21 protein-coding genes and 1 pseudogene are annotated in these 17,610 nt (G+C 62.8%); 15 read left to right on the top strand and 7 right to left on the bottom strand.

Going from position 1 to position 17,610, the window contains the following annotated elements:
• The first annotated feature begins 26 nt into the window (after window positions 1-26).
• Both V6766_RS16465 and V6766_RS16460 read left to right on the top strand, forming a co-directional pair.
• Window positions 27-1,055 carry an ABC transporter substrate-binding protein gene (locus tag V6766_RS16465; RefSeq protein WP_448468270.1) on the top strand — a complete coding sequence of 343 codons (1,029 nt, stop codon included), beginning with the start codon at window positions 27-29 and terminating at the stop codon, window positions 1,053-1,055.
• Window positions 1,056-1,058: 3 nt separating this feature from the next.
• A complete protein-coding gene (locus V6766_RS16460; RefSeq protein ID WP_448468268.1) occupies window positions 1,059-2,189 on the top strand; it encodes a siderophore-interacting protein in 1,131 nt (376 codons plus the stop codon).
• A 462-nt stretch (window positions 2,190-2,651) separates the two neighbouring features.
• Here the strand turns inward: V6766_RS16460 and V6766_RS16455 are convergent, their stop codons facing one another.
• The 4 genes from V6766_RS16455 to V6766_RS16440 all read right to left on the bottom strand — a co-directional run bounded on the left by V6766_RS16455 (window position 2,652) and on the right by V6766_RS16440 (window position 5,755).
• The gene (locus tag V6766_RS16455; RefSeq protein ID WP_448468266.1) at window positions 2,652-3,368 is read right to left on the bottom strand and encodes an SDR family oxidoreductase; all 717 of its coding nucleotides are present in this window, start codon (window positions 3,366-3,368) and stop codon (window positions 2,652-2,654) included.
• A 228-nt stretch (window positions 3,369-3,596) separates the two neighbouring features.
• Window positions 3,597-4,388, bottom strand: a complete 792-nt coding sequence (locus V6766_RS16450) for an SDR family NAD(P)-dependent oxidoreductase (RefSeq protein WP_448468264.1) — start codon at window positions 4,386-4,388, stop codon at window positions 3,597-3,599.
• 38 nt (window positions 4,389-4,426) lie between these two features.
• The gene (locus tag V6766_RS16445) at window positions 4,427-5,170 is read right to left on the bottom strand and encodes an acetoacetate decarboxylase family protein (RefSeq protein ID WP_448468262.1); all 744 of its coding nucleotides are present in this window, start codon (window positions 5,168-5,170) and stop codon (window positions 4,427-4,429) included.
• Window positions 5,171-5,173: 3 nt separating this feature from the next.
• A complete protein-coding gene (locus tag V6766_RS16440) occupies window positions 5,174-5,755 on the bottom strand; it encodes a VOC family protein (RefSeq protein WP_448468260.1) in 582 nt (193 codons plus the stop codon).
• Window positions 5,756-5,978: 223 nt separating this feature from the next.
• On the opposite strand from V6766_RS16440, the gene V6766_RS16435 reads away from it, so the two are divergent.
• The 6 genes and pseudogenes from V6766_RS16435 to V6766_RS16410 form a co-directional block, all read left to right on the top strand.
• Window positions 5,979-6,515 carry an NAD(P)H-dependent oxidoreductase gene (locus V6766_RS16435; protein ID WP_448468258.1) on the top strand — a complete coding sequence of 179 codons (537 nt, stop codon included), beginning with the start codon at window positions 5,979-5,981 and terminating at the stop codon, window positions 6,513-6,515.
• Between the two features lie 20 nt (window positions 6,516-6,535).
• On the top strand, window positions 6,536-7,051 hold the full coding sequence (locus V6766_RS16430) for a putative quinol monooxygenase (protein ID WP_448468256.1): 516 nt from the start codon (window positions 6,536-6,538) through the stop codon (window positions 7,049-7,051).
• A gap of 44 nt (window positions 7,052-7,095) precedes the next feature.
• Window positions 7,096-7,614, top strand: coding sequence for a VOC family protein (locus tag V6766_RS16425; protein WP_448468253.1), 519 nt, complete (start codon window positions 7,096-7,098; stop codon window positions 7,612-7,614).
• 3 nt (window positions 7,615-7,617) lie between these two features.
• On the top strand, window positions 7,618-8,385 hold the full coding sequence (locus V6766_RS16420) for an RraA family protein (RefSeq protein ID WP_448468251.1): 768 nt from the start codon (window positions 7,618-7,620) through the stop codon (window positions 8,383-8,385).
• A 13-nt stretch (window positions 8,386-8,398) separates the two neighbouring features.
• The gene (locus V6766_RS16415; RefSeq protein ID WP_448468249.1) at window positions 8,399-9,343 is read left to right on the top strand and encodes a LysR family transcriptional regulator; all 945 of its coding nucleotides are present in this window, start codon (window positions 8,399-8,401) and stop codon (window positions 9,341-9,343) included.
• A 225-nt stretch (window positions 9,344-9,568) separates the two neighbouring features.
• A pseudogene (locus V6766_RS16410) lies at window positions 9,569-9,700 on the top strand (CopG family transcriptional regulator); the annotation flags it as partial.
• A gap of 43 nt (window positions 9,701-9,743) precedes the next feature.
• Here the strand turns inward: V6766_RS16410 and V6766_RS16405 are convergent.
• From V6766_RS16405 to V6766_RS16395, 3 genes are read right to left on the bottom strand one after another with little or no spacing between them, the layout of a single operon-like run.
• Window positions 9,744-10,415 carry an MBL fold metallo-hydrolase gene (locus tag V6766_RS16405; protein WP_448468247.1) on the bottom strand — a complete coding sequence of 224 codons (672 nt, stop codon included), beginning with the start codon at window positions 10,413-10,415 and terminating at the stop codon, window positions 9,744-9,746.
• Window positions 10,405-10,923, bottom strand: coding sequence for a MarR family winged helix-turn-helix transcriptional regulator (locus V6766_RS16400; RefSeq protein WP_448468245.1), 519 nt, complete (start codon window positions 10,921-10,923; stop codon window positions 10,405-10,407). The genes V6766_RS16405 and V6766_RS16400 overlap by 11 nt, the downstream gene beginning before the upstream one ends.
• 32 nt (window positions 10,924-10,955) lie before the next feature.
• A complete protein-coding gene (locus V6766_RS16395) occupies window positions 10,956-11,282 on the bottom strand; it encodes a hypothetical protein (RefSeq protein WP_448468243.1) in 327 nt (108 codons plus the stop codon).
• 130 nt (window positions 11,283-11,412) lie between these two features.
• Here V6766_RS16395 and trbB point away from each other — a divergent pair, with 130 nt between their 5' ends.
• The 7 genes from trbB to trbL form a co-directional block, all read left to right on the top strand.
• Window positions 11,413-12,405 carry a P-type conjugative transfer ATPase TrbB gene (gene trbB, locus V6766_RS16390; protein ID WP_448468241.1) on the top strand — a complete coding sequence of 331 codons (993 nt, stop codon included), beginning with the start codon at window positions 11,413-11,415 and terminating at the stop codon, window positions 12,403-12,405.
• Window positions 12,402-12,734 carry a TrbC/VirB2 family protein gene (locus V6766_RS16385; RefSeq protein WP_448468239.1) on the top strand — a complete coding sequence of 111 codons (333 nt, stop codon included), beginning with the start codon at window positions 12,402-12,404 and terminating at the stop codon, window positions 12,732-12,734. Before trbB ends, V6766_RS16385 begins: the two co-directional genes overlap by 4 nt.
• Entirely contained in the window at window positions 12,734-13,015 is a 282-nt protein-coding gene (locus tag V6766_RS16380; protein WP_448468237.1) for a VirB3 family type IV secretion system protein, read from the top strand. The genes V6766_RS16385 and V6766_RS16380 overlap by 1 nt, the downstream gene beginning before the upstream one ends.
• 13 nt (window positions 13,016-13,028) lie before the next feature.
• The gene (trbE, locus tag V6766_RS16375; RefSeq protein ID WP_448468235.1) at window positions 13,029-15,581 is read left to right on the top strand and encodes a conjugal transfer protein TrbE; all 2,553 of its coding nucleotides are present in this window, start codon (window positions 13,029-13,031) and stop codon (window positions 15,579-15,581) included.
• Complete coding sequence (trbJ, locus tag V6766_RS16370; RefSeq protein WP_448468233.1) at window positions 15,578-16,360, top strand: P-type conjugative transfer protein TrbJ; 783 nt, start codon at window positions 15,578-15,580, stop codon at window positions 16,358-16,360. The genes trbE and trbJ overlap by 4 nt, the downstream gene beginning before the upstream one ends.
• Window positions 16,361-16,389: 29 nt before the next feature.
• Complete coding sequence (trbK-alt, locus tag V6766_RS16365; RefSeq protein WP_448468231.1) at window positions 16,390-16,677, top strand: putative entry exclusion protein TrbK-alt; 288 nt, start codon at window positions 16,390-16,392, stop codon at window positions 16,675-16,677.
• Window positions 16,678-16,681: 4 nt separating this feature from the next.
• Window positions 16,682-17,610: P-type conjugative transfer protein TrbL (gene trbL, locus V6766_RS16360; RefSeq protein WP_448468229.1), on the top strand; the 929-nt coding region annotated here is incomplete at its 3' end.

Genomic DNA, 17,610 nt, shown 5'->3' with positions numbered 1-17,610 from the left:
CTACCGTTCCCGTCACCGTGACGGACATGACCGGGCGTAGCGCGGTGTTGCCCGCCGTGCCGAAGCGCATTGTTCTGCTGGAGGCGCGCGACATCATCAGCATGGCTATGCTCGTCGCTGATCCGGCAGCGCGCGTGGTCGGCTGGGCGGCGGTGGATCGGATCGATGCGCCGATGCTCCAGGCCCAACTGATCGGTGAGCACCAGATCGAAGAGGTCGGCAAGCAGGGGCCGGACACGATCTCGCTCGAAGGCATTGTCAGCCTGGAGCCGGATCTCGTCATATCCAATTTCTACATGACGCCTCTGGGGGAAGACGACATTCTGGTCCAGCGCCTGACGGAACTCGGTATTCCGGTCGTCTTCTCCGACCTTGCCACCAATGCGGAACCTGATGGCGCGCCAAGGCCGGGACCGGTCGAAACGCTTGGCCGGCATATGCGGATGTGGGGCGAGATACTGAATGAGGGCGCGCGCGCCGAGGACTATCTTTCATTCGTCGACAGTCAGCTTGACCGCGTCCGTGCCTGCCTCAAGGACGCCGCGCCGGTGACGACCTATCTGGAAATCATGTCAACGGTCGACGATTGCTGCTGGGCGGCGGGCACCACCGTCTGGGGCGAACTTCTGGCGCTTGCCGGCGGCCAGACCCTGCCGGGCGTGACAGAGGCCTGGTATCAGAAGCTGCAGCTTGAACATCTCCTGTCGACGCCGTTCGACGTCTATATCGCCTCCGGCGGCGGCTGGTCTGCCGGCGGCCGACCGGCGATCGGCCCCGGCATCGACCCGCAAGTGGGCCGCGAGGGGCTGGAGCGGTTGATCGGCCGGACGGGCTTCTCCGAGCTCGATGCGGTTCGCGCCAAGCGGGTCTATGGCATCTGGACCGGGCTGATCGCCGCGCCGCCGCTCAATATCCTGTTCATCGAATGCGCCGCGAAATGGCAGCATCCCGAGCTTTGCGCGGAGATCGATCCGGCGCAGACGCTGGCCGAAATCAATGAGCGCTTCATGAGCGCACCCATCGAAGGTCCGCTCTGGGCCGGCCCGGAGGTTTGAGGCATGGCGCTGAAAGGGTCATTAGGCCGGCGATTGCGGGCGACGGCAGAGGTCGACTTTCCCGGGATCGATGATTTCTTCGAACCGATCATGGAATCCATCGCCACCCACGACATGCAAGTCATCCGGCAGAGCGAGAGCTGTCGGGTCGTCACGGATATCGGCCTGGCCATGCTTGCAATCGGACCCGGCAAACTATTTCTGACTGTTGAAGCGGATGACGAAGCATCGCTCAATCGCCTGAAATACGCACTCTATGGCCCGATCTCGTTCATTGCCGCCAGCGAGAAGCCGATCATCAAATGGTCTGGCGACGACACCGGACTGACCCCTTTCGACGAACTGCGCGTTGTAACGGTCACTCGCACATCCCTGATCACGCCGCATATGCTGCGCATCGTGTTTACCGGTGAGAACCTTGACCGTTTCGACCGCATGGACCAGCTTCACTGTCGGCTCATCTTCCAGCCCAAGGGAACGCTGCGGCCGGAATGGCCGGGCCTTGATGCCAATGGCCATATCGTCTGGCCGGAAGGCCGCAAGCTCGACACGCGCGTCTACACCATTCGCGCAATCGATGCTACAAAAGGGGAGGTGACGATCGATTTCGCGCTTCATCCGCAGGCTGGGCCTGCAACGCGCTGGGCCATGGAAGCCGCTCGCGGCGATATCATCGGCATGGTCGGCCCCGCCGCCAACGGTCTCGAGCCGGCGGAGTTCTTCGTCTTCGCCGGCGATGAAACCGCGCTTCCCGGCATTGCGCGCATGATGGAAGCGCTCGATCAGGGGGCGACTGGCCAAGCGTTCATCGAAGTCGAGGGTCCCGCTGAGGTACAGCAACTCGTCTGTCCACCCGGCATCGCGGTCAACTGGCTTTTCCGTCACGGCAGGCCCGCTGGAACGACCTCGCTTTTGGAGGAAGCGGTCCGTAACGTCACATGGCCCGCCAATCTGTCATCAGCCTTTTTCTGGGGCGGATGCGAACACAAGGCGTTTTGCAAGATCCACCGCCTGCTTCGCCATGAACGCGGCCTGCCGCGCGAGCGGATGGTGCTATATTCCCACTGGCATCGCTTGCTCAGCGAAGAGCAGATCATTCAAGAAGGGGCGGCTGCCTATCTGCCGGACCCATAGCTCTGCAGCCGATCCCGCCGCCAGTGGGCCTTATTTGAGAAAAAGGGCCAGAGGCGGCAGCAACGGCCGCCCCGTTTGGTTCTTGCATTCAGGACCATTCGGTCAGAACCAGCCTGGATGTGCGTTTATGATAGTCCTGGCACACATCTGCAACTCTGGTGTCTTGCTGAAGGTTGTTGCATCGCGGCAATGGCAACGGCGACGTTCCGCCCTCCGGCTGATCGTAGCCGAACACGGTGCTGTCGACACTGGCTCGTCAGCTTACGTTGCTTCAAGAAGCAATTTCCCTATGAGCATTATGTCCAGCTGGCGGACGTCGCCGTTCGAAACGTTTCGAACGGTGTCGCGAGCCTGTCGGCCATCCATTGCAGTCGGGCATTGGCAGGCGAGCGTGGCGTCCGGTATTCGGCGCGCCCGGCCGCCCGAAACTTCAGAGCAATTCTCTTTCCTTGCTTTATGGGTTCAGACCAGACGGCCGCCGCCGTCTACGTGCAGAACGGTCCCGGTCACATAGCGATTTGACATCAGGGCAAGCGTCGCCTTGGCCACATCGGACGGCGTTCCGACATATCGCGACGGAAGCGTCTTTGCCCGGCCTTCGAAGAACGACTTGCGGTCGGTCGCCGGCAAGAACGCCCAGCCCGGTGTTTCGACCACACCCGGAGAGACCGCATTGATCCTCAAAGGCGAGAGTTCCACAGCGAGCGCTTTGGTGAGACCCTCAAGACCTGCGTTCAGCGCGGCGACGATCGCCATGCCGGGTTGTGGTCGGTAAGCGGCCAGCCCGGAAAAGAATGTGATCGAGCCGCCTGCTGAGATCATCGGGGCGGCGGATCTCGCCGCCAGCACCGGCGTCCAGAATTTGCCGGCCAGCATTTTCGTAATATCGTCCAATGCGATTTGGCCGATCGGCGCGTAGGAGAGATCGGCAGCTGTCGTGACAAGATGGTCTATTGGCCCCAATGAGGCATAGGCTTGTTGAGCCGATCCCGCGTCGCCGGCGTCAAATGCAATCGTGCGCGCGCGGCCGCCAAGATCCTTGTTCGCTTGCTCCAGACGATCCTGTGACCTGCTGGCAATGGTCACTTTGGCGCCGCTTTCGAGAGCCGCGGCCGCAATTCCCAGTCCCAGTCCCGAGCTTCCGCCGACGATTACCACGTGCTTGTCGATATAGTCCATTTGCATCCTCTTTTCGGTTCGAAATCGCGCGGCGGCAAACCCGCGACAGTGTGGAATGAAACGCTGATCGAATAGACCTTCGGTGTCAGCTGCCCGGCATCTCGGCAAACCCTGTCGAATCGGGCGTTGACGCCTTCGTGTCGACTGCGGCGCCGCCCTTGACGAGACGCAAACGCTCCCGCGAGTAACGCGCCGTCAGGGGCTCCGCACGACGCTGGCGCGTCCGTGTCACACCGTGGTGATCGATCCTCCGTTGACGCCATAGTCAGAGCCTGTGGTGAATCCTGCGCGGTCGGAGGCGAGGAAGACGCAGAGCGCGGCGACCTCGTCGGGATCGCCAAGCCGTCCGAGCGCAAGCTTGCGCTCCTGCTTGGCAAAACGCTCAATCGCCGCTTCGCGGTCAACCCCGAACATCTCCGCCAGCGAATCCGCGAATCCGCCTGGACGGTCCCACATCGGCGTCCGCACCGGGCCGGGAGTCACGACGTTCGAGCGGATGCCCTTGGGACCGAATTCGATCGAGATCGTCTTCGACAGGTTGAGCATCGCCGCCTTCGAGAGCGCGTAGTCGACGAAAAAAGGATCGGGCATCCGTCCGGCATCCGAGGCGACGCTGACGATCGCGCCGCGTCCATTCGCGACCATGTCCGGCAACGCTGCCCGGCAAATGCGCAGCATGCTCATGAAGTTGACGTCCATGGTGCGTTGAAGATCATCGTCGGTCAGCGACAGAAATCCTTCACGGGTTGGAGCCACACCCACGCAGTTGATGACGATCTCAACCCCGCCGAAATTGCGCCTGGCGGCGTCGACGAGGTCCTTCGGTCCCTCGGCCGATCCCAGATCGGTCTCGACCGCCACCAGGCTGGCGGGGTCGACAAGGTCACGCAGGCCCGTCACGTCGAGATCGCCCGCGGCGACCAAAGCCCCTTCGCCAAGCAGACGCTTGACCACGGCCAGTCCGATACCGGATCCGCCGCCAGTAACCACGGCCACGCGGCCGGAAAGATCCAGTTCCATTCCTAATCTCCTCCTATTGTCATATCGGAAAGGGTTATTCAGCTGCGCGACGGCCAGGTCTCAACGACACGGAATGGCGCCCAGGAGGCAAGACCGTACATCACAGAATCCATAGCGAGCGGCATGAGTGGGGCGAGGTCCATTGCGGATCGTCCGCCCAGCAAGCGGAAGACGTCATTGGGCTTAAAGACGATCTCCTTCACCTCGGCTGGGAACAGTTCAAAGACGAACGGGACGGCGATGTGCGCGATTTCCCGCTTGCCCGTTTCGCCCATCGCATTGCGATCGCAAAAATAGTTCAAATGACCGCCGACGGTGCCGAGCTTGTCTTCACCGATGCTGGCGGAGAGCGCGATGCACTCACGATCCTCGATATTCAGCTTTGCGGTCAGCACTTCGCCGTCGCGGGCATAGATGGTCTCACCCGTATGCGCCCCGACGCCGGCCTCCTGCCTGGCATAGGCGCGGAAACCGCCGCCGTCGGCATCGCTGATCCATTGACCGGCGAAGTACCGCCCCGGCGCGGATATCGTACCGTCCGCTGTCCAACTGTCGTGTCCTTCAACCTCGATGGCCAGGTATGTGACGCTGACGGGTCCCGGGCTGCCGAAACCGCTGCTGCTGCCCGGAACGTTCTGGTCCCACATATTGAGGACAACTCGCCCCTCCGGATGAGGATCGAGCCCGGGCGGAAGAATCTGGCGTAGCGCATCGCGATCAGCCTTATACGAGACGATCGTCATCGGCGCGTCCTTCATCAACTGTGGTACGGTGATCGGCATGCTTCAGTTCTCCGTTTCAGCGGAATCGTTCCAATGCGCGGCGGGACCTGCGAGGCGGGCGCTCGTGGCGGTTTCGTAGGGCAGCGGGCCGGCGCGGCAAATCAGTTCGAGCCGGACGCCGATCGGCGTTGCGGCGAATAGCAGCGTCGTGCCGGCATGGGGCAGATCGCCCTCAAGCACGGTCGGTTTGCCGAGTAGCCGGACGCCTGGCTGGGCAGCAAGGTAACGCTGCGCGGCGTCCATATCGTCGACATAGATCGCGAGATGCGCCGACCCGACATCGCCGTCGGCCGGTTCGGCGCGGCTGAGGCCTGGCGCTTCAAATGTAACGAGTTCGACATTGGTCCACGGACCGAGCCGAAGCATTGCCAAGTAACCGCGGGCACGCGCGGGAACGCCGAAATGGACCGTCATCCAGTCCCCGTGGGGATCCTCAAACGGGCCGGTGCGGAAAAGCAGTTCGGCTCCGAGCACATCGATGAAGAAGGCCACCGACGCGTCGAGATCGGCGACGTTCAAACCGATATGATCGACGCTGCGCGCTGTGGGTATGCCTCGACTTACCCCGCTATGTCTTCCTGTCATTATCTCCACCTCCCTGTGTGACACAGTGAGCAATATTGCTTCGGATGGGCGGAAAGGAAGCTCGGTCGGCGGCACGTCACTCGTGCCGGAAACTCTCGAAAGGCCAGCCCTTTCGGCGATTGCGGAAAGTTCGGCTCGACTGCATTGCCATTGAGGACGCTTCTCTCCCGGGGCAGCGCAAGTGATAACCGCTCATGGCCAATAGCGGGAGGAGCAACAGCCTATGAACGTTCTCATTATCTATGCTCATCACGACGCGAACTCATTTGCGAACGCGATGCTTGAGCGCGCCCTACAATCGCTGAATGATGAAGGTCACCAGACCCGCGTCTCCGACCTTTACGCGATGGGCTTCAAGGCGATCACCGACGATGCCGATTTTTCGGCACCCCGGCCGCCCGGCGGCCCCGGCTCAGGAACCGATTACCAGAACCGGCAGCGTCAACCCTCGAAGGAGGATGGCTACGCGCCCGACATTCTCCAGGAAATCGCCAAACTTGAGTGGGCGGACGCGGTAATATTTCTGTTCCCCTATTACTTTTTTCATTTCCCGGCCATCTTGAAGGGATGGTTCGACCGGGTTCTCGTCTACGACAAGTTCTATAGCAACGACCACCCGGAGATCGGCGATTACGGTCGCGGGGGGCTGGCCGGCAAGCGCGCGCTGCTTGGCGTGACGTTCGGGGCGCCGCGGCCTCCGAAGGGGGCGGGCCCAGCCGGCACTACGAACGTATCGAGGCGATCCAGAGCGGCGCTCTAAACTATGTCGGGCTTGACGCGATGGCGCCGTTCGTTGCCTGGGCGGTCGCCCATGTCAGCCAAGAGCAGCGTCTCGCCTATCTCGATGAATGGGAAGCCCGTGTTCGCGGCCTGTTCACGGAAGAACCCGAACTTTTCGCAGCCGATGGTCCGACGCCCCCGCCCGAGCTGTTGCTTGGACGCCTGCGCCGGCCGGGCGACAAGGTGCGCCCCTATGGCGGCGACAAGGCGATCGCCGGGACGGTTCTCGTCGCACGGCTCACGGCGGCGGAAGGCAAGGCGGACGAACTGGTGCGCGCCCTCGAACCATTCGTCGCCGCTGCCGTGCCGGATCGCGGGACGCGTGTGTACACGGTGCTGCGTTCTCCGGAATGTGCCGACGAAATCTGGTTGATTGAGGCGTATGACGATCTGGAAGCAAGGCAGCGCCATGCCGAGGCCGAGCCTTTCAGGACGATTGTCGACCGGATCGGAACCCTGCTCGCGGAGCCGCCGATCCTGACGCCGCTGACCCCGCTTTTGTCCAAGGGCATCTGAACAAAACGTTCGAATTCTGCGATAGTAATGAGAGGAGATTTAGTATGGAAGACGTTGAGCTGACACATGTGGCGGTCGTGGCTAAGGACTTGCAGCAGTCGATCGATTGGTATGTCGACTTGTTCGGTTCCGATGCTATCCGACACATGCCAAATCCCAAGCTGATCGGGCCGACCGTCTGGCTCAAGCTGGGCACGATCAGCATCCACATCACCGAATGGCACGAAACGACGAACCTGAGGCGCAATCATTTCGGGATCGGGGTGATGGACCTCGACCGCTTCCATGCGATCTACCGCAAGGCAAAGGAGCGCGACCTCTTCGAGCGTGACACCTTCGGCTCGCATATCTACGAGTTGCCAGGCGGCGAAGTCCAGATGTACCTGCTCGACCCGGGCGGCAATCTGGTGGAGGTCGATTTTCCGGATGCGGCGGCGATTGATCGAAGCCTCATCGATGACATGCCGAAGCTCTCCGACCTGTTTCAGCCGCAGCCGACCGACGCGCATGAGAGCACTCTCTTCCCTTGGTTGCGGGGACACGGAGAATTGGCGAGGAACTGAGACATGAGCGATATTATTTCCAGCCACGACAGCGATGCACGCTTTCCGTGGATCACGACCAACGAGATGCCGGTACGCGTATCGCCGGAAGTCATCGCGCGTTTCGAGCGCATCGATGACCTGTCGAGCACCGTATCGGACGTGCTGGACGAACTCGGGCTGCTCGGTGCGCTGCCCACCTCCGTACTTCGGGCATCGCTGCCCGATCGACGCATCGTCGGCAGCGTCGTGACCGTCCGCAACACCGAACAGACGGTTTCGGCCCACGCCAACGCCGTCAATCGCGAGTGGCGCATGGCCGAGATTCTCGGGATCGCCGCTGCGGCGCCGGGAGACGTCCTGCTGATCGAGGGCGTGAAGGGCATCTCTAACATGGGCGGCCTAATGGCTACCATCGCCGAGCGAGAGGGGCTCGCGGGCGCTGTGGTCGACGGCGGCGTTCGTGACCTTGCCCACTCGCGAAGCATCGACTTCCCGATCTGGTCCCGCGACGTCAGTCCGGTTACCGGCAAGTGGCGGAGCATTACCCAGGAGATCAACGGCCCCGTTCGCCTTGCCGGCCTGACGGTCTCTGCAGGAGACCTGGTAATCGCCGACGAGACGGGCATCTGCTTTGTGCCGCGGGAACGGGCAGAGGAAATCGTAGCGCGCTGCGAGGCGATCTCCGCTTACGAAGCAGAGATCGAGCGCGACATCGCCGCCGGGATGCCGCTCGGCGCTTTGATCGACAGACTCTACGGCGGCAAGGTAACCGACGCCTCCGACAACTAACGGTGAGACGACGATGGACCGTCTGGCAAGCATATCCGCCTTCGTGCGCACGGCCGAGCAGGGCAGCTTCGCGCGCGCAGGCAAGACGCTTGGGGTTCACGGGTCGGCGGTCAGCAAGAGCGTCGCCCGGCTTGAGGCGCATCTCGGGCTTCGCCTGTTCCACCGCACGACGCGCTCGCTGTCGCTGACGGAGGAGGGGCAGGTTTTCCTGGAGCATTGCCAGCGTATTCTCGACGACTTCGAAGATGTCGAGCACGCGATGTCGCGGAGGGCCGGTCTGCCGCGCGGCCGGCTCACCGTCTCCCTTCCGGTCGCGCTGGGAAGGCTCCACATCCTGCCCGCACTTACCAGGCTGTTTGCGGATCATCCGGAGGTTGAACTCGTCGCACTTTTCGAAGACCGCCATGTCGATCTGGTCGCCGAAGGCTATGATGCCGCCGTCCGGATCGGCACGCCGCCGGACTCCAGCCTTATCGGTCGAAGGTTGACGACTCTGCGCTACACGGTCTGTGCGTCCGACGGCTATCTCGCCGAGATGGGGACGCCCGAGATGCCTGAGGATCTTGCCCGGCATCGCTGCGTCACGTTTGTCCCCACGCCCGGCGCGCGACCCTCGCCCTGGCGGTTCGCCGGGGAGGCTGGCGGAGCATCATATGATTTGCCTGTCTCCGGCCCTTTGAAAGTCAACAACGCCGAGGCGCTCGTCGAGGCGGCTGAGAATGGCGCGGGCCTTGTTCAGCTTCACGCTTACCTCGCGGCGCCGGCTATCGCCTCGGGCCGTCTGAGGCCCGTGCTCGAAGAGTTTGTCGCGGCGGACGGGCCTCCCATAATGGTGCTCTACCCCTCGGCGCGACATCTCTCGCCGAAGGTGCGGATATTTGTCGACTTCGTCGCAGGACTATTTTCGCCTTGCGCTCCGTGGGAAACCAGTTGCCTCTCACCGCTGGACTCAGAATGACGGGATCAAAAGTCTGGAGCGGGTGTTTACGAAGCTCGTTGGAAAGTCAGTCGCAAGACAGGGCTTTCGCGAAATTCTGAGGGATAACTGTTATGCGACTTCAGAGTTATCGTAACCAAAGCCTTTCACACCCTTTAGGACTGCTCAACGGGAGAAATCCTACGGCGGCGTTGGTCCAAACGCTTGCAATTGCCGCACCTCAGCCTCCGCCGTGCAGCCGAGGTACGGTTCGACGGCTTCATGCGGTCCCTTGGCAGACGCCTCGCCACAGGAGACAGGTTTCTCAAGGAACTGTCGCGCGACATGCTCCCTTCTGAAAGCGCAGCTATGGGCGATGACGAGCGTGAGAGTGAATAATGTCGGCTTTCGACCCTACTGCAATCATTCCAGCCAGCCGCGATCAAGCACGCTTGCCCGCCCTGAGGCGCGCCATGATCTTATCGATATTATCCGTGGCTTCTTTTCGGGAGACAGCGTAGCCGTAAGGTCCCCCTTCCTCGACGCCCCATGGAACGAGAATGTCGAACTCCACCTCCTTCAGGAGGGCGAGGCTCTCGAGATATGCAGAACGATCGCTGTCCCCAAGCAGGACAGCTTGCCACTCACCACTCCGAACCCATAGAGAATCTCCCGGGAACAGAATGCGATGCTCCCCATTGTCCCAGAGGAACATAGTGGTGCCTGGCGTGTGGCCCGGGGTCGGAATGATCTCCAGATCATCGTTGATCTTCCGTCGCTCCGAGAACGTGCCGGCAATCTGCATGTCCGTTCTCGCACGGTCCCTTTCATGCACCCATACGGGCACATCCAGATCGGGCATGCCGTACATCGCCTCATGGTGATGGTTCAGAAAGAGTCGATCGGGATGTCCCAGTTCGCGGATTTCTCCTGCGGCTTCGCTAATGCCGGGTGCGTTGTAGATGATGATGTTGCCCTGCGGACGTTCTAACAGAAAAGCGCGCACTACGACGCCCTTGAGAAATGGCAGGGGCGCTGTTGGTGTCCCGTATAGACCACGGATCGAGGACTGCACGCCTTGGGAGGACTCGTTGAAATAAAGATCATGGGGCATCGGCAATTCTCCTTTCCTCGTCTTCATCAGGCTCGTTGCGCTGTTTATGTGTGGCGCCATCCCCCGACGCAGCATTCGACCGGGCGGAGGCGAGGTGCGCCTCGATGCGTCCGAGGGCTCGTGTCACCTTGGTGAGCGTTTCATGGTCGAGCGCCGCGCCGTGTAGCGCTTCACTCCACGCCTCCCGCATGCGCTTTGCGTTCTCCTTGGCCAAGACGGTCGGATGGAGGCGAATGATGCGCGCGTCCCGTTCGTCGGACTTCCTCTCCAGAAGGCCTTTCGCCACCAGCCCTTTAAGCACGCGACTGAAGTTGCTGGACGGCAGGCGGCAGGCATTCGCCACTTCGCGCGCAGAGGAGCCAGGATTCCTGCCGACGAAACGCATCACGCTGATCTCTACCGGGGTGCAGGGTCCCGGTTCGAGATTGTCTGGCGCGGGAAGCTGTCTTGCCACGGCATGAACAAGATCGGCCAATTCATGGAGTTTGTAGGCGTCGCCTTCGACCATTGTGCATCCAAATAACTATCAAATGATAACTATCAGGTAATAGTGTTCTCCGGGAAGTCAATGGCAAGAGACGCGCTGTGGTCGGCAAGATGACGTGCGACGGCAATTTCCCTGATTGCTCTTTGTTGGGCCGCGTCGGCTGGCTCAGAGGTTTGAACCCGTGCGACGATCCTGAGAGGAGAAATCAGGAATGCAGTGTGATGTGACTGCTTCAGAAGTGTAGGCGTGAGCTCGCCCAACTCGAAGGCCCTGCACAGAGTGGTTACCGCCGCAATCTCATCGTGAAGGTTCGGTCGAGACATGTTCAATAAAACGCGTGAGAACTGACCTCGCGCAATCCACTCCATGAAACTGTCCATCCTATTTTCCGCCTAACGCAGCCGACGACCGCACCCGCGTAAATATCTGTTGAACCAGCAAAAAATCAGTTCTTTTAATCGACTCCGATACGGGGACCGTCTGTTGCGCCCCGTCGAAAGCGGGGCCGAGATGACTGCCACACACCACAAACGGGAAGCGATCGCACGCGGTGCACGCATGCTGTGCACCGCGCTCGGTTCCGCCATTGCGCGGTTTCTTGAAGACTCCGCCGTCATCGAGGTCATGCTGAACCCGGACGGCGGCATCTGGATCGACCGTCTTTCCGAAGGGCTGGCAAATACCGGCGAGACTATGTCGCCTGCCGATGGTGAGCGCATCGTCCGCCTAGTCGTGCATCGTGTCGGCGTGGAAGTCCATGCCCGCGGTCCCCGCGTCTCGGCCGAGCTGCCTGAGACCGGCGAACGGTTCGAGGGGCTTTTGCCGCCGGTGGTGGCTGCGCCCACCTTTGCCATCCGCAAACCCGCCGTTGCGGTGTTCACGCTCGACGATTACGTGACCGCCGGCATCATGATCGCCGACGAGGCGACAATGCTACGTGATGCTGTTACCACCCGCGCCAACATCCTTGTTGCCGGCGGCACCTCCACTGGCAAAACCACGCTGACCAACGCGCTGCTCGCCGAGGTGGCGAAGACGGACGATCGCGTCGTCATCATCGAGGATACCCGCGAACTGCAATGCGCCGCGCCCAACCTGGTGGCCATGCGCACGAAGGATGGCGTGGCGACGCTGTCCGATCTGGTGCGCTCCTCTTTGCGCCTGCGCCCCGACCGCATCCCCATCGGGGAGGTTCGCGGATCGGAAGCCCTCGACCTGCTCAAAGCTTGGGGCACCGGCCATCCGGGCGGCATCGGCACCATCCATGCCGGCACCGGCATCGGCGCGCTGCGCCGCCTCGAACAGCTCATCCAGGAAGCCGTCGTCACAGTGCCACGCGCGCTGATCGCCGAGACCATCGACCTGGTGGCCGTCCTCGCCGGCCGTGGCGCCTCGCGCCGTCTCGCCGAACTCGCTCGCGTCGAAGGACTCGGGCCGGACGGCGACTACCGCATCACGCATCCCATCCCCTTGGCAACCGAACCGGAAGGAAATCCCGAATGATCCGCAATGCCCTGCATTTTCGCCGCCATATCGCGACGGCGGCGGCCGTTACCTATCTCAACTTGTTCGTGGCGCCCGCCGCATACGCCTCCGGCTCGTCGAGGCCGTGGGAGGCGCCGCTGCAATCCATCCTCGAATCCATCGAAGGGCCGGTTGCCAAGATCATCGCCGTGATCATCATCATTGTCTCCGGCCTGACGCTGGCCTTCGGCGATACCGGCGGCGGTTTCCGGCGCCTGATCCAGATCGTCTTCGGCATCTCCATCGCCTTCGCGGCGTCGAGCTTCTTCCTGTCGTTTTTCTCCTTCGGCGGCGGAGCGCTCGTCTGATGGCGGGCAGTTTCGAACAACTCGATGCCGTGCCGGGCTTCACTGTCCCGGTCCACAGGGCGCTGACCGAGACGATCCTGCTTGGCGGCGCGCCGCGCTCCATCGCCATCCTGAACGGGACGCTGGCCGGCGCTGTCGGGCTTGGCCTCCAGCTTTGGCTGGCCGGGATCGTCATCTGGGCCATTGGCCATTTCGCGGCCGTCTGGGCGGCAAAGCGTGACCCGCTCTTTGTCGAGGTCGGGCAACGGCATCTCAAGCTTCCCGGTCACCTGGCGGTCTGAAGGAGCCGGACCGATGATGAATCTCGCCGAATATCGCAATCGCAACACGCGCCTCGCCGACTACCTGCCGTGGGCGGCGCTCATCGGTCAGGGCGTCGTGCTCAACAAGGACGGGAGCTTCCAGCGCACCGCGAAATTCCGCGGTCCCGATCTGGATTCCGCCGTCGCAGCCGAGCTGGTCGCGGTTGCCGGACGCATCAACAACGCCTTCCGCCGTCTCGGTTCCGGCTGGAGCATCTTTGTCGAAGCCGTTCGGCTGGCGGCGCAGCAATATCCCGACAGCACGTTTCCCGACGCGGCCTCGGCCCTGGTCGATGCCGAGCGGAAGGCCCAGTTCGAGGAGGACGGAAGCCACTTCGAGTCCCGATACTACCTGACCTTCCTCTATCTGCCGCCCGCCGAGGAAGCGGCCCGCACCGAGGCCTTGCTCTACGAGGGTCGGGACAAAACGGGCGTCGATCCGTGGGAAGCCCTGCGTGGCTTCATCGATCGCACCGACCGCGTGCTGGCGCTCATGGACGGATTCATGCCCGAATGCCGCTGGCTGGATGACGGCGAGACGCTGACCTACCTTCACGCGGCGGTTTCCACGAACCGGCACCGCGTGCGCGTGCCCGAGGTGCCAATGCATCTCGACGCGCTGTTGGCCGATCAACCCTTGATCGGAGGGCTGGAGCCGCGCCTTGGCGACGCGCATCTGCGCGTCCTGACCATCGTGGGCTTCCCGACCGCGACGACGCCCGGCCTGCTCGACGAGATGAATCGGCTTGCCTTCCCGTATCGCTGGTCGACGCGCGCCATCCTCATGGACAAGACGGACGCGACGCGGCTGCTCACCCGAATCCGCCGTCAATGGTTTGCCAAGCGCAAATCCATCGCGGCGATCCTCAAAGAGGTGATGACCAACGAGCAATCCGCATTGGTCGACACCGATGCCGCCAACAAGGCCGCCGACGCCGACATGGCCCTGCAGGAACTTGGGCAAGATGTGGCGGGCATGGCCTATGTCACGGCGACCGTCACCGTCTGGGACGCCGATCCGCACCTTGCCGACGAAAAGCTGCGCCTGGTCGAGAAAGTCATTCAGGGCCGCGATTTCACCGCCATGCCCGAAACCGTCAATGCCGTCGACGCCTGGCTCGGCTCATTGCCCGGACACGCCTACGCCAACGTCCGCCAGCCGCCCGTCTCGACGCTCAACCTTGCCCACATGATCCCCCTGAGTGCCGTGTGGGCGGGGCCGGAACGGGACGAGCACTTCGATGCGCCCCCCTTGCTCTACGGCAAGACCGAAGGCTCGACCCCGTTCCGGTTTTCCCTTCATGTCGGCGATGTCGGGCACACCCTCGTCGTTGGCCCGACCGGCGCGGGCAAGTCCGTACTGCTCGCGCTTATGGCGCTCCAGTTCCGGCGCTATGACCGAAGCCAGGTCTTCGCGTTCGATTTCGGCGGTTCGATCCGCGCCGCCGCGCTCGTCATGGGGGGCGACTGGCACGATCTGGGCGGGGGGTTGACGGAGGGGGAAGAGGTTTCGGTTGCGCTTCAGCCACTCGCCCGCATCCACGACACCTATGAGCGCGCCTGGGCGGCGGACTGGATTACCGCCATCCTCATGCGCGAGGGCGTCGCGATCACCCCCGAGGTGAAGGAGCATCTCTGGACGGCGTTGACATCGCTCGCCTCCGCGCCGGTCGAGGAACGCACCATCACCGGCCTGAGCGTGCTGCTCCAGTCGAATGACCTGAAGCAGGCATTGCGTCCGTTCTGCGTCGGCGGCGCCTATGGCCGGCTGCTCGACGCCGAGACAGAACATCTCGGTTCGGCGGACGTGCAGGCGTTCGAGATCGAAGGGCTGGTCGGCACAGGCGCGGCCCCGGCCGTGCTCGCCTATCTCTTCCACCGGATCGGTGACCGGCTCGACGGCCGTCCGACACTGCTCATCATCGATGAGGGCTGGCTTGCGCTGGACGATGAAGGCTTCGCCGGCCAGCTCCGCGAGTGGCTGAAGACACTGCGCAAGAAGAACGCCAGTGTCATCTTCGCCACGCAAAGCCTGTCCGACATCGACGGCAGCAATATCGCGCCCGCCATCATCGAGAGCTGCCCGACACGCCTCTTGCTGCCGAACGAACGCGCCATCGAACCGCAGATCAGCGCCATCTATCGCCGCTTCGGCCTCAACGACCGGCAAATCGAGATCCTGGCGCGGGCCACGCCCAAGCGGGACTACTACTGCCAGAGCCGTAGGGGCAACCGCCTGTTCGAGTTGGGCCTGTCCGAAGTCGGGCTCGCGCTCTGCGCCGCGTCCGCCAAATCCGATCAGACCCGCATTGCCGAACTCGTCGCCGAACATGGGCGTGACGGTTTCCTCGCCGCCTGGCTGCGCCAGCGCGGCGTCGACTGGGCGGCCGACCTGATCCCGAACCTCACCAATCTCGCACCGGAAGCGCCGGCAGGGGAAATCGCTCCGTCTCCCGATGCCCCGCCAGAGACCGAAGCGGACAATTCCATTCCGACCGCAACGGACCCCGATCCCAGCCCGAACGAAGAGGAGATTCGTCCATGACACACTTTCCCGTACCCCGCATCGCCAGCGCCTCAGTGATCGCGTTGGCACTCGCCGTGCCCGTAGCCATTTCGCCCGTCCTGACGAGTCCGGCTCATGCGCAGTTCGGCTTCGGTCGTATCGTCTTCGATCCGTCCAACTACGCCGAAAATGTGCTGACCGCTGCGCGTACGCTGGAGCAGATCAACAACCAAATCGCCTCGCTTCAGAACGAGGCGCAGATGCTCATCAATCAGGCGCGCAATCTCGCGAGCCTGCCATATTCCTCGCTCCAGCAACTCCAGCAGAATGTCCAGCGCACCCAGCAGCTTCTTAGCCAGGCGCAGAATATCGCTTTCGACGTACAGACCATCGACCAGGCATTCCAGCAGAAATACGGCGATATCTCGCTGTCCGTGACCGACACGCAGCTCGTCGCTGACGCCCGGTCGCGCTGGGAGAATACGGTGGGCGGCTTGCAGGACGCGATGCGCGTTCAGGCCGGCGTCGTCGGCAATATCGACGCCAACCGCACGCAGATGTCAGCGCTCGTCGGTCAGAGCCAGGGCGCGACCGGCACATTGCAGGCCACGCAGGCCGGCAATCAGCTTCTTGCCCTCCAATCGCAGCAGCTTTCCGATCTCGTGGCTCTGCTGTCCGCCAATGGCCGGTCGGAAGCACTGATCGAGGCCGAGCGCGCGACAGCCGCCGAACAGGGGCGCATCCAGCGCGAGCGCTTCCTGACGCCCGGTTCGGGCTACCAGCCCGGCAACGCGCAGATGTTCAACGGCAACAACTGAGACGGCGTGCGGCCGGAACGGAGGAAGCGATGGAGGGCAGAAACCTCGCACGGATCGGAGCGATCATCTTCGTCGCCTTCGCCATTACAGCGTCGGTGATCCAGATGACCCGCGAGGATGAACCTGCGCCGGTCAGGGCCGCGCCGTTCCTTCATCCGCCGGCCGATCCGCTCCGCACGACACTCCGCCGATGCCAGCGGCTTGGCGAAGCGGCGACCAGCAATGCGGATTGCCTCGCCGCCTGGGCGGAATCCCGCGATCGCTTCCTCGGCCGCGCGCCTGCGCCTGCTGCCTCGCAACAGAACGAGGGGCGGTGACCCCATGGGCGGCACGGGCGTCATAGATTCGTTTCTCGGAGTCTTCACCAGTTACATAGACTCGGGCTTCGGCCTGCTGGGCGGCGAGGTGGCGTTCATCGCCACGACGCTGATCGTCATCGACGTGACGCTCGCCGCGCTGTTCTGGAGCTGGGGCGCCGATGATGACATCATGGCGCGGCTGGTCAAGAAGACGCTCTTCGTTGGCGCGTTCGCCTACATCATCGGCAACTGGAATAACCTCGCCCGCATCGTCTTCGAGAGCTTCGCCGGCCTCGGCCTGAAAGCCTCGGGCACCGGCTTTTCCGCCGCCGACCTGATGCGGCCCGGTCGCGTCGCGCAAACCGGCCTCGACGCCGGACGGCCGCTGCTCGACTCCATCTCCGACCTGATGGGTTATTGGGCCTTCTTCGAGAACTTCATCCAGATCGCCTGCCTGCTGTTTGCCTGGGCGCTGGTCATCCTCGCCTTCTTCATCCTGGCCGTACAACTCTTCGTCACGCTGATCGAGTTCAAGCTGACGACGCTCGCCGGCTTCGTCCTCATTCCCTTCGGCCTCTTCGGCAAGACCGCCTTCATGGCCGAACGCGTGCTCGGCAATGTCGTTTCCTCCGGCATCAAGGTGCTGGTGCTGGCGGTCATCATTGGTATTGGCTCGACGCTGTTCGGCCAGTTCACCGCAGGCTTCGGCGGGACGACGCCGACCATCGACGAGGCCATGGCCATCGTGCTAGCGGCACTGTCTCTGCTCGGACTTGGAATCTTCGGTCCCGGCATTGCATCCGGTCTCGTTTCCGGCGGGCCGCAACTCGGGGCAGGGGCAGCCGTGGGCACAGGCCTTGCCGCTGGCGGCATGGTGCTCGCGGGAGGCGCGGCGGTTAGAGCATCAGGCGCGATGAATGAATCGTATGGGATTCCGTTTTGGTGTGATTT

The organism is Martelella sp. AMO21009 (genome assembly GCF_053484295.1).
The sequence above is the reverse complement of the archived record's forward strand: the minus strand, read 5'-3'. Positions and strand labels throughout refer to the sequence as shown.

Coding starts and splice junctions, on each gene's coding strand:
- V6766_RS16465 (WP_448468270.1), top strand. CDS start 27: ATGACCGGGCGTAGCGCGGTGTTGCCCGCCGTGCCGAAGCGCATTGTT.
- V6766_RS16460 (WP_448468268.1), top strand. CDS start 1,059: ATGGCGCTGAAAGGGTCATTAGGCCGGCGATTGCGGGCGACGGCAGAG.
- V6766_RS16455 (WP_448468266.1), bottom strand. CDS start 3,368: ATGGACTATATCGACAAGCACGTGGTAATCGTCGGCGGAAGCTCGGGA.
- V6766_RS16450 (WP_448468264.1), bottom strand. CDS start 4,388: ATGGAACTGGATCTTTCCGGCCGCGTGGCCGTGGTTACTGGCGGCGGA.
- V6766_RS16445 (WP_448468262.1), bottom strand. CDS start 5,170: ATGCCGATCACCGTACCACAGTTGATGAAGGACGCGCCGATGACGATC.
- V6766_RS16440 (WP_448468260.1), bottom strand. CDS start 5,755: ATGACAGGAAGACATAGCGGGGTAAGTCGAGGCATACCCACAGCGCGC.
- V6766_RS16435 (WP_448468258.1), top strand. CDS start 5,979: ATGAACGTTCTCATTATCTATGCTCATCACGACGCGAACTCATTTGCG.
- V6766_RS16430 (WP_448468256.1), top strand. CDS start 6,536: ATGGCGCCGTTCGTTGCCTGGGCGGTCGCCCATGTCAGCCAAGAGCAG.
- V6766_RS16425 (WP_448468253.1), top strand. CDS start 7,096: ATGGAAGACGTTGAGCTGACACATGTGGCGGTCGTGGCTAAGGACTTG.
- V6766_RS16420 (WP_448468251.1), top strand. CDS start 7,618: ATGAGCGATATTATTTCCAGCCACGACAGCGATGCACGCTTTCCGTGG.
- V6766_RS16415 (WP_448468249.1), top strand. CDS start 8,399: ATGGACCGTCTGGCAAGCATATCCGCCTTCGTGCGCACGGCCGAGCAG.
- V6766_RS16405 (WP_448468247.1), bottom strand. CDS start 10,415: ATGCCCCATGATCTTTATTTCAACGAGTCCTCCCAAGGCGTGCAGTCC.
- V6766_RS16400 (WP_448468245.1), bottom strand. CDS start 10,923: ATGGTCGAAGGCGACGCCTACAAACTCCATGAATTGGCCGATCTTGTT.
- V6766_RS16395 (WP_448468243.1), bottom strand. CDS start 11,282: ATGGACAGTTTCATGGAGTGGATTGCGCGAGGTCAGTTCTCACGCGTT.
- trbB (WP_448468241.1), top strand. CDS start 11,413: ATGACTGCCACACACCACAAACGGGAAGCGATCGCACGCGGTGCACGC.
- V6766_RS16385 (WP_448468239.1), top strand. CDS start 12,402: ATGATCCGCAATGCCCTGCATTTTCGCCGCCATATCGCGACGGCGGCG.
- V6766_RS16380 (WP_448468237.1), top strand. CDS start 12,734: ATGGCGGGCAGTTTCGAACAACTCGATGCCGTGCCGGGCTTCACTGTC.
- trbE (WP_448468235.1), top strand. CDS start 13,029: ATGATGAATCTCGCCGAATATCGCAATCGCAACACGCGCCTCGCCGAC.
- trbJ (WP_448468233.1), top strand. CDS start 15,578: ATGACACACTTTCCCGTACCCCGCATCGCCAGCGCCTCAGTGATCGCG.
- trbK-alt (WP_448468231.1), top strand. CDS start 16,390: ATGGAGGGCAGAAACCTCGCACGGATCGGAGCGATCATCTTCGTCGCC.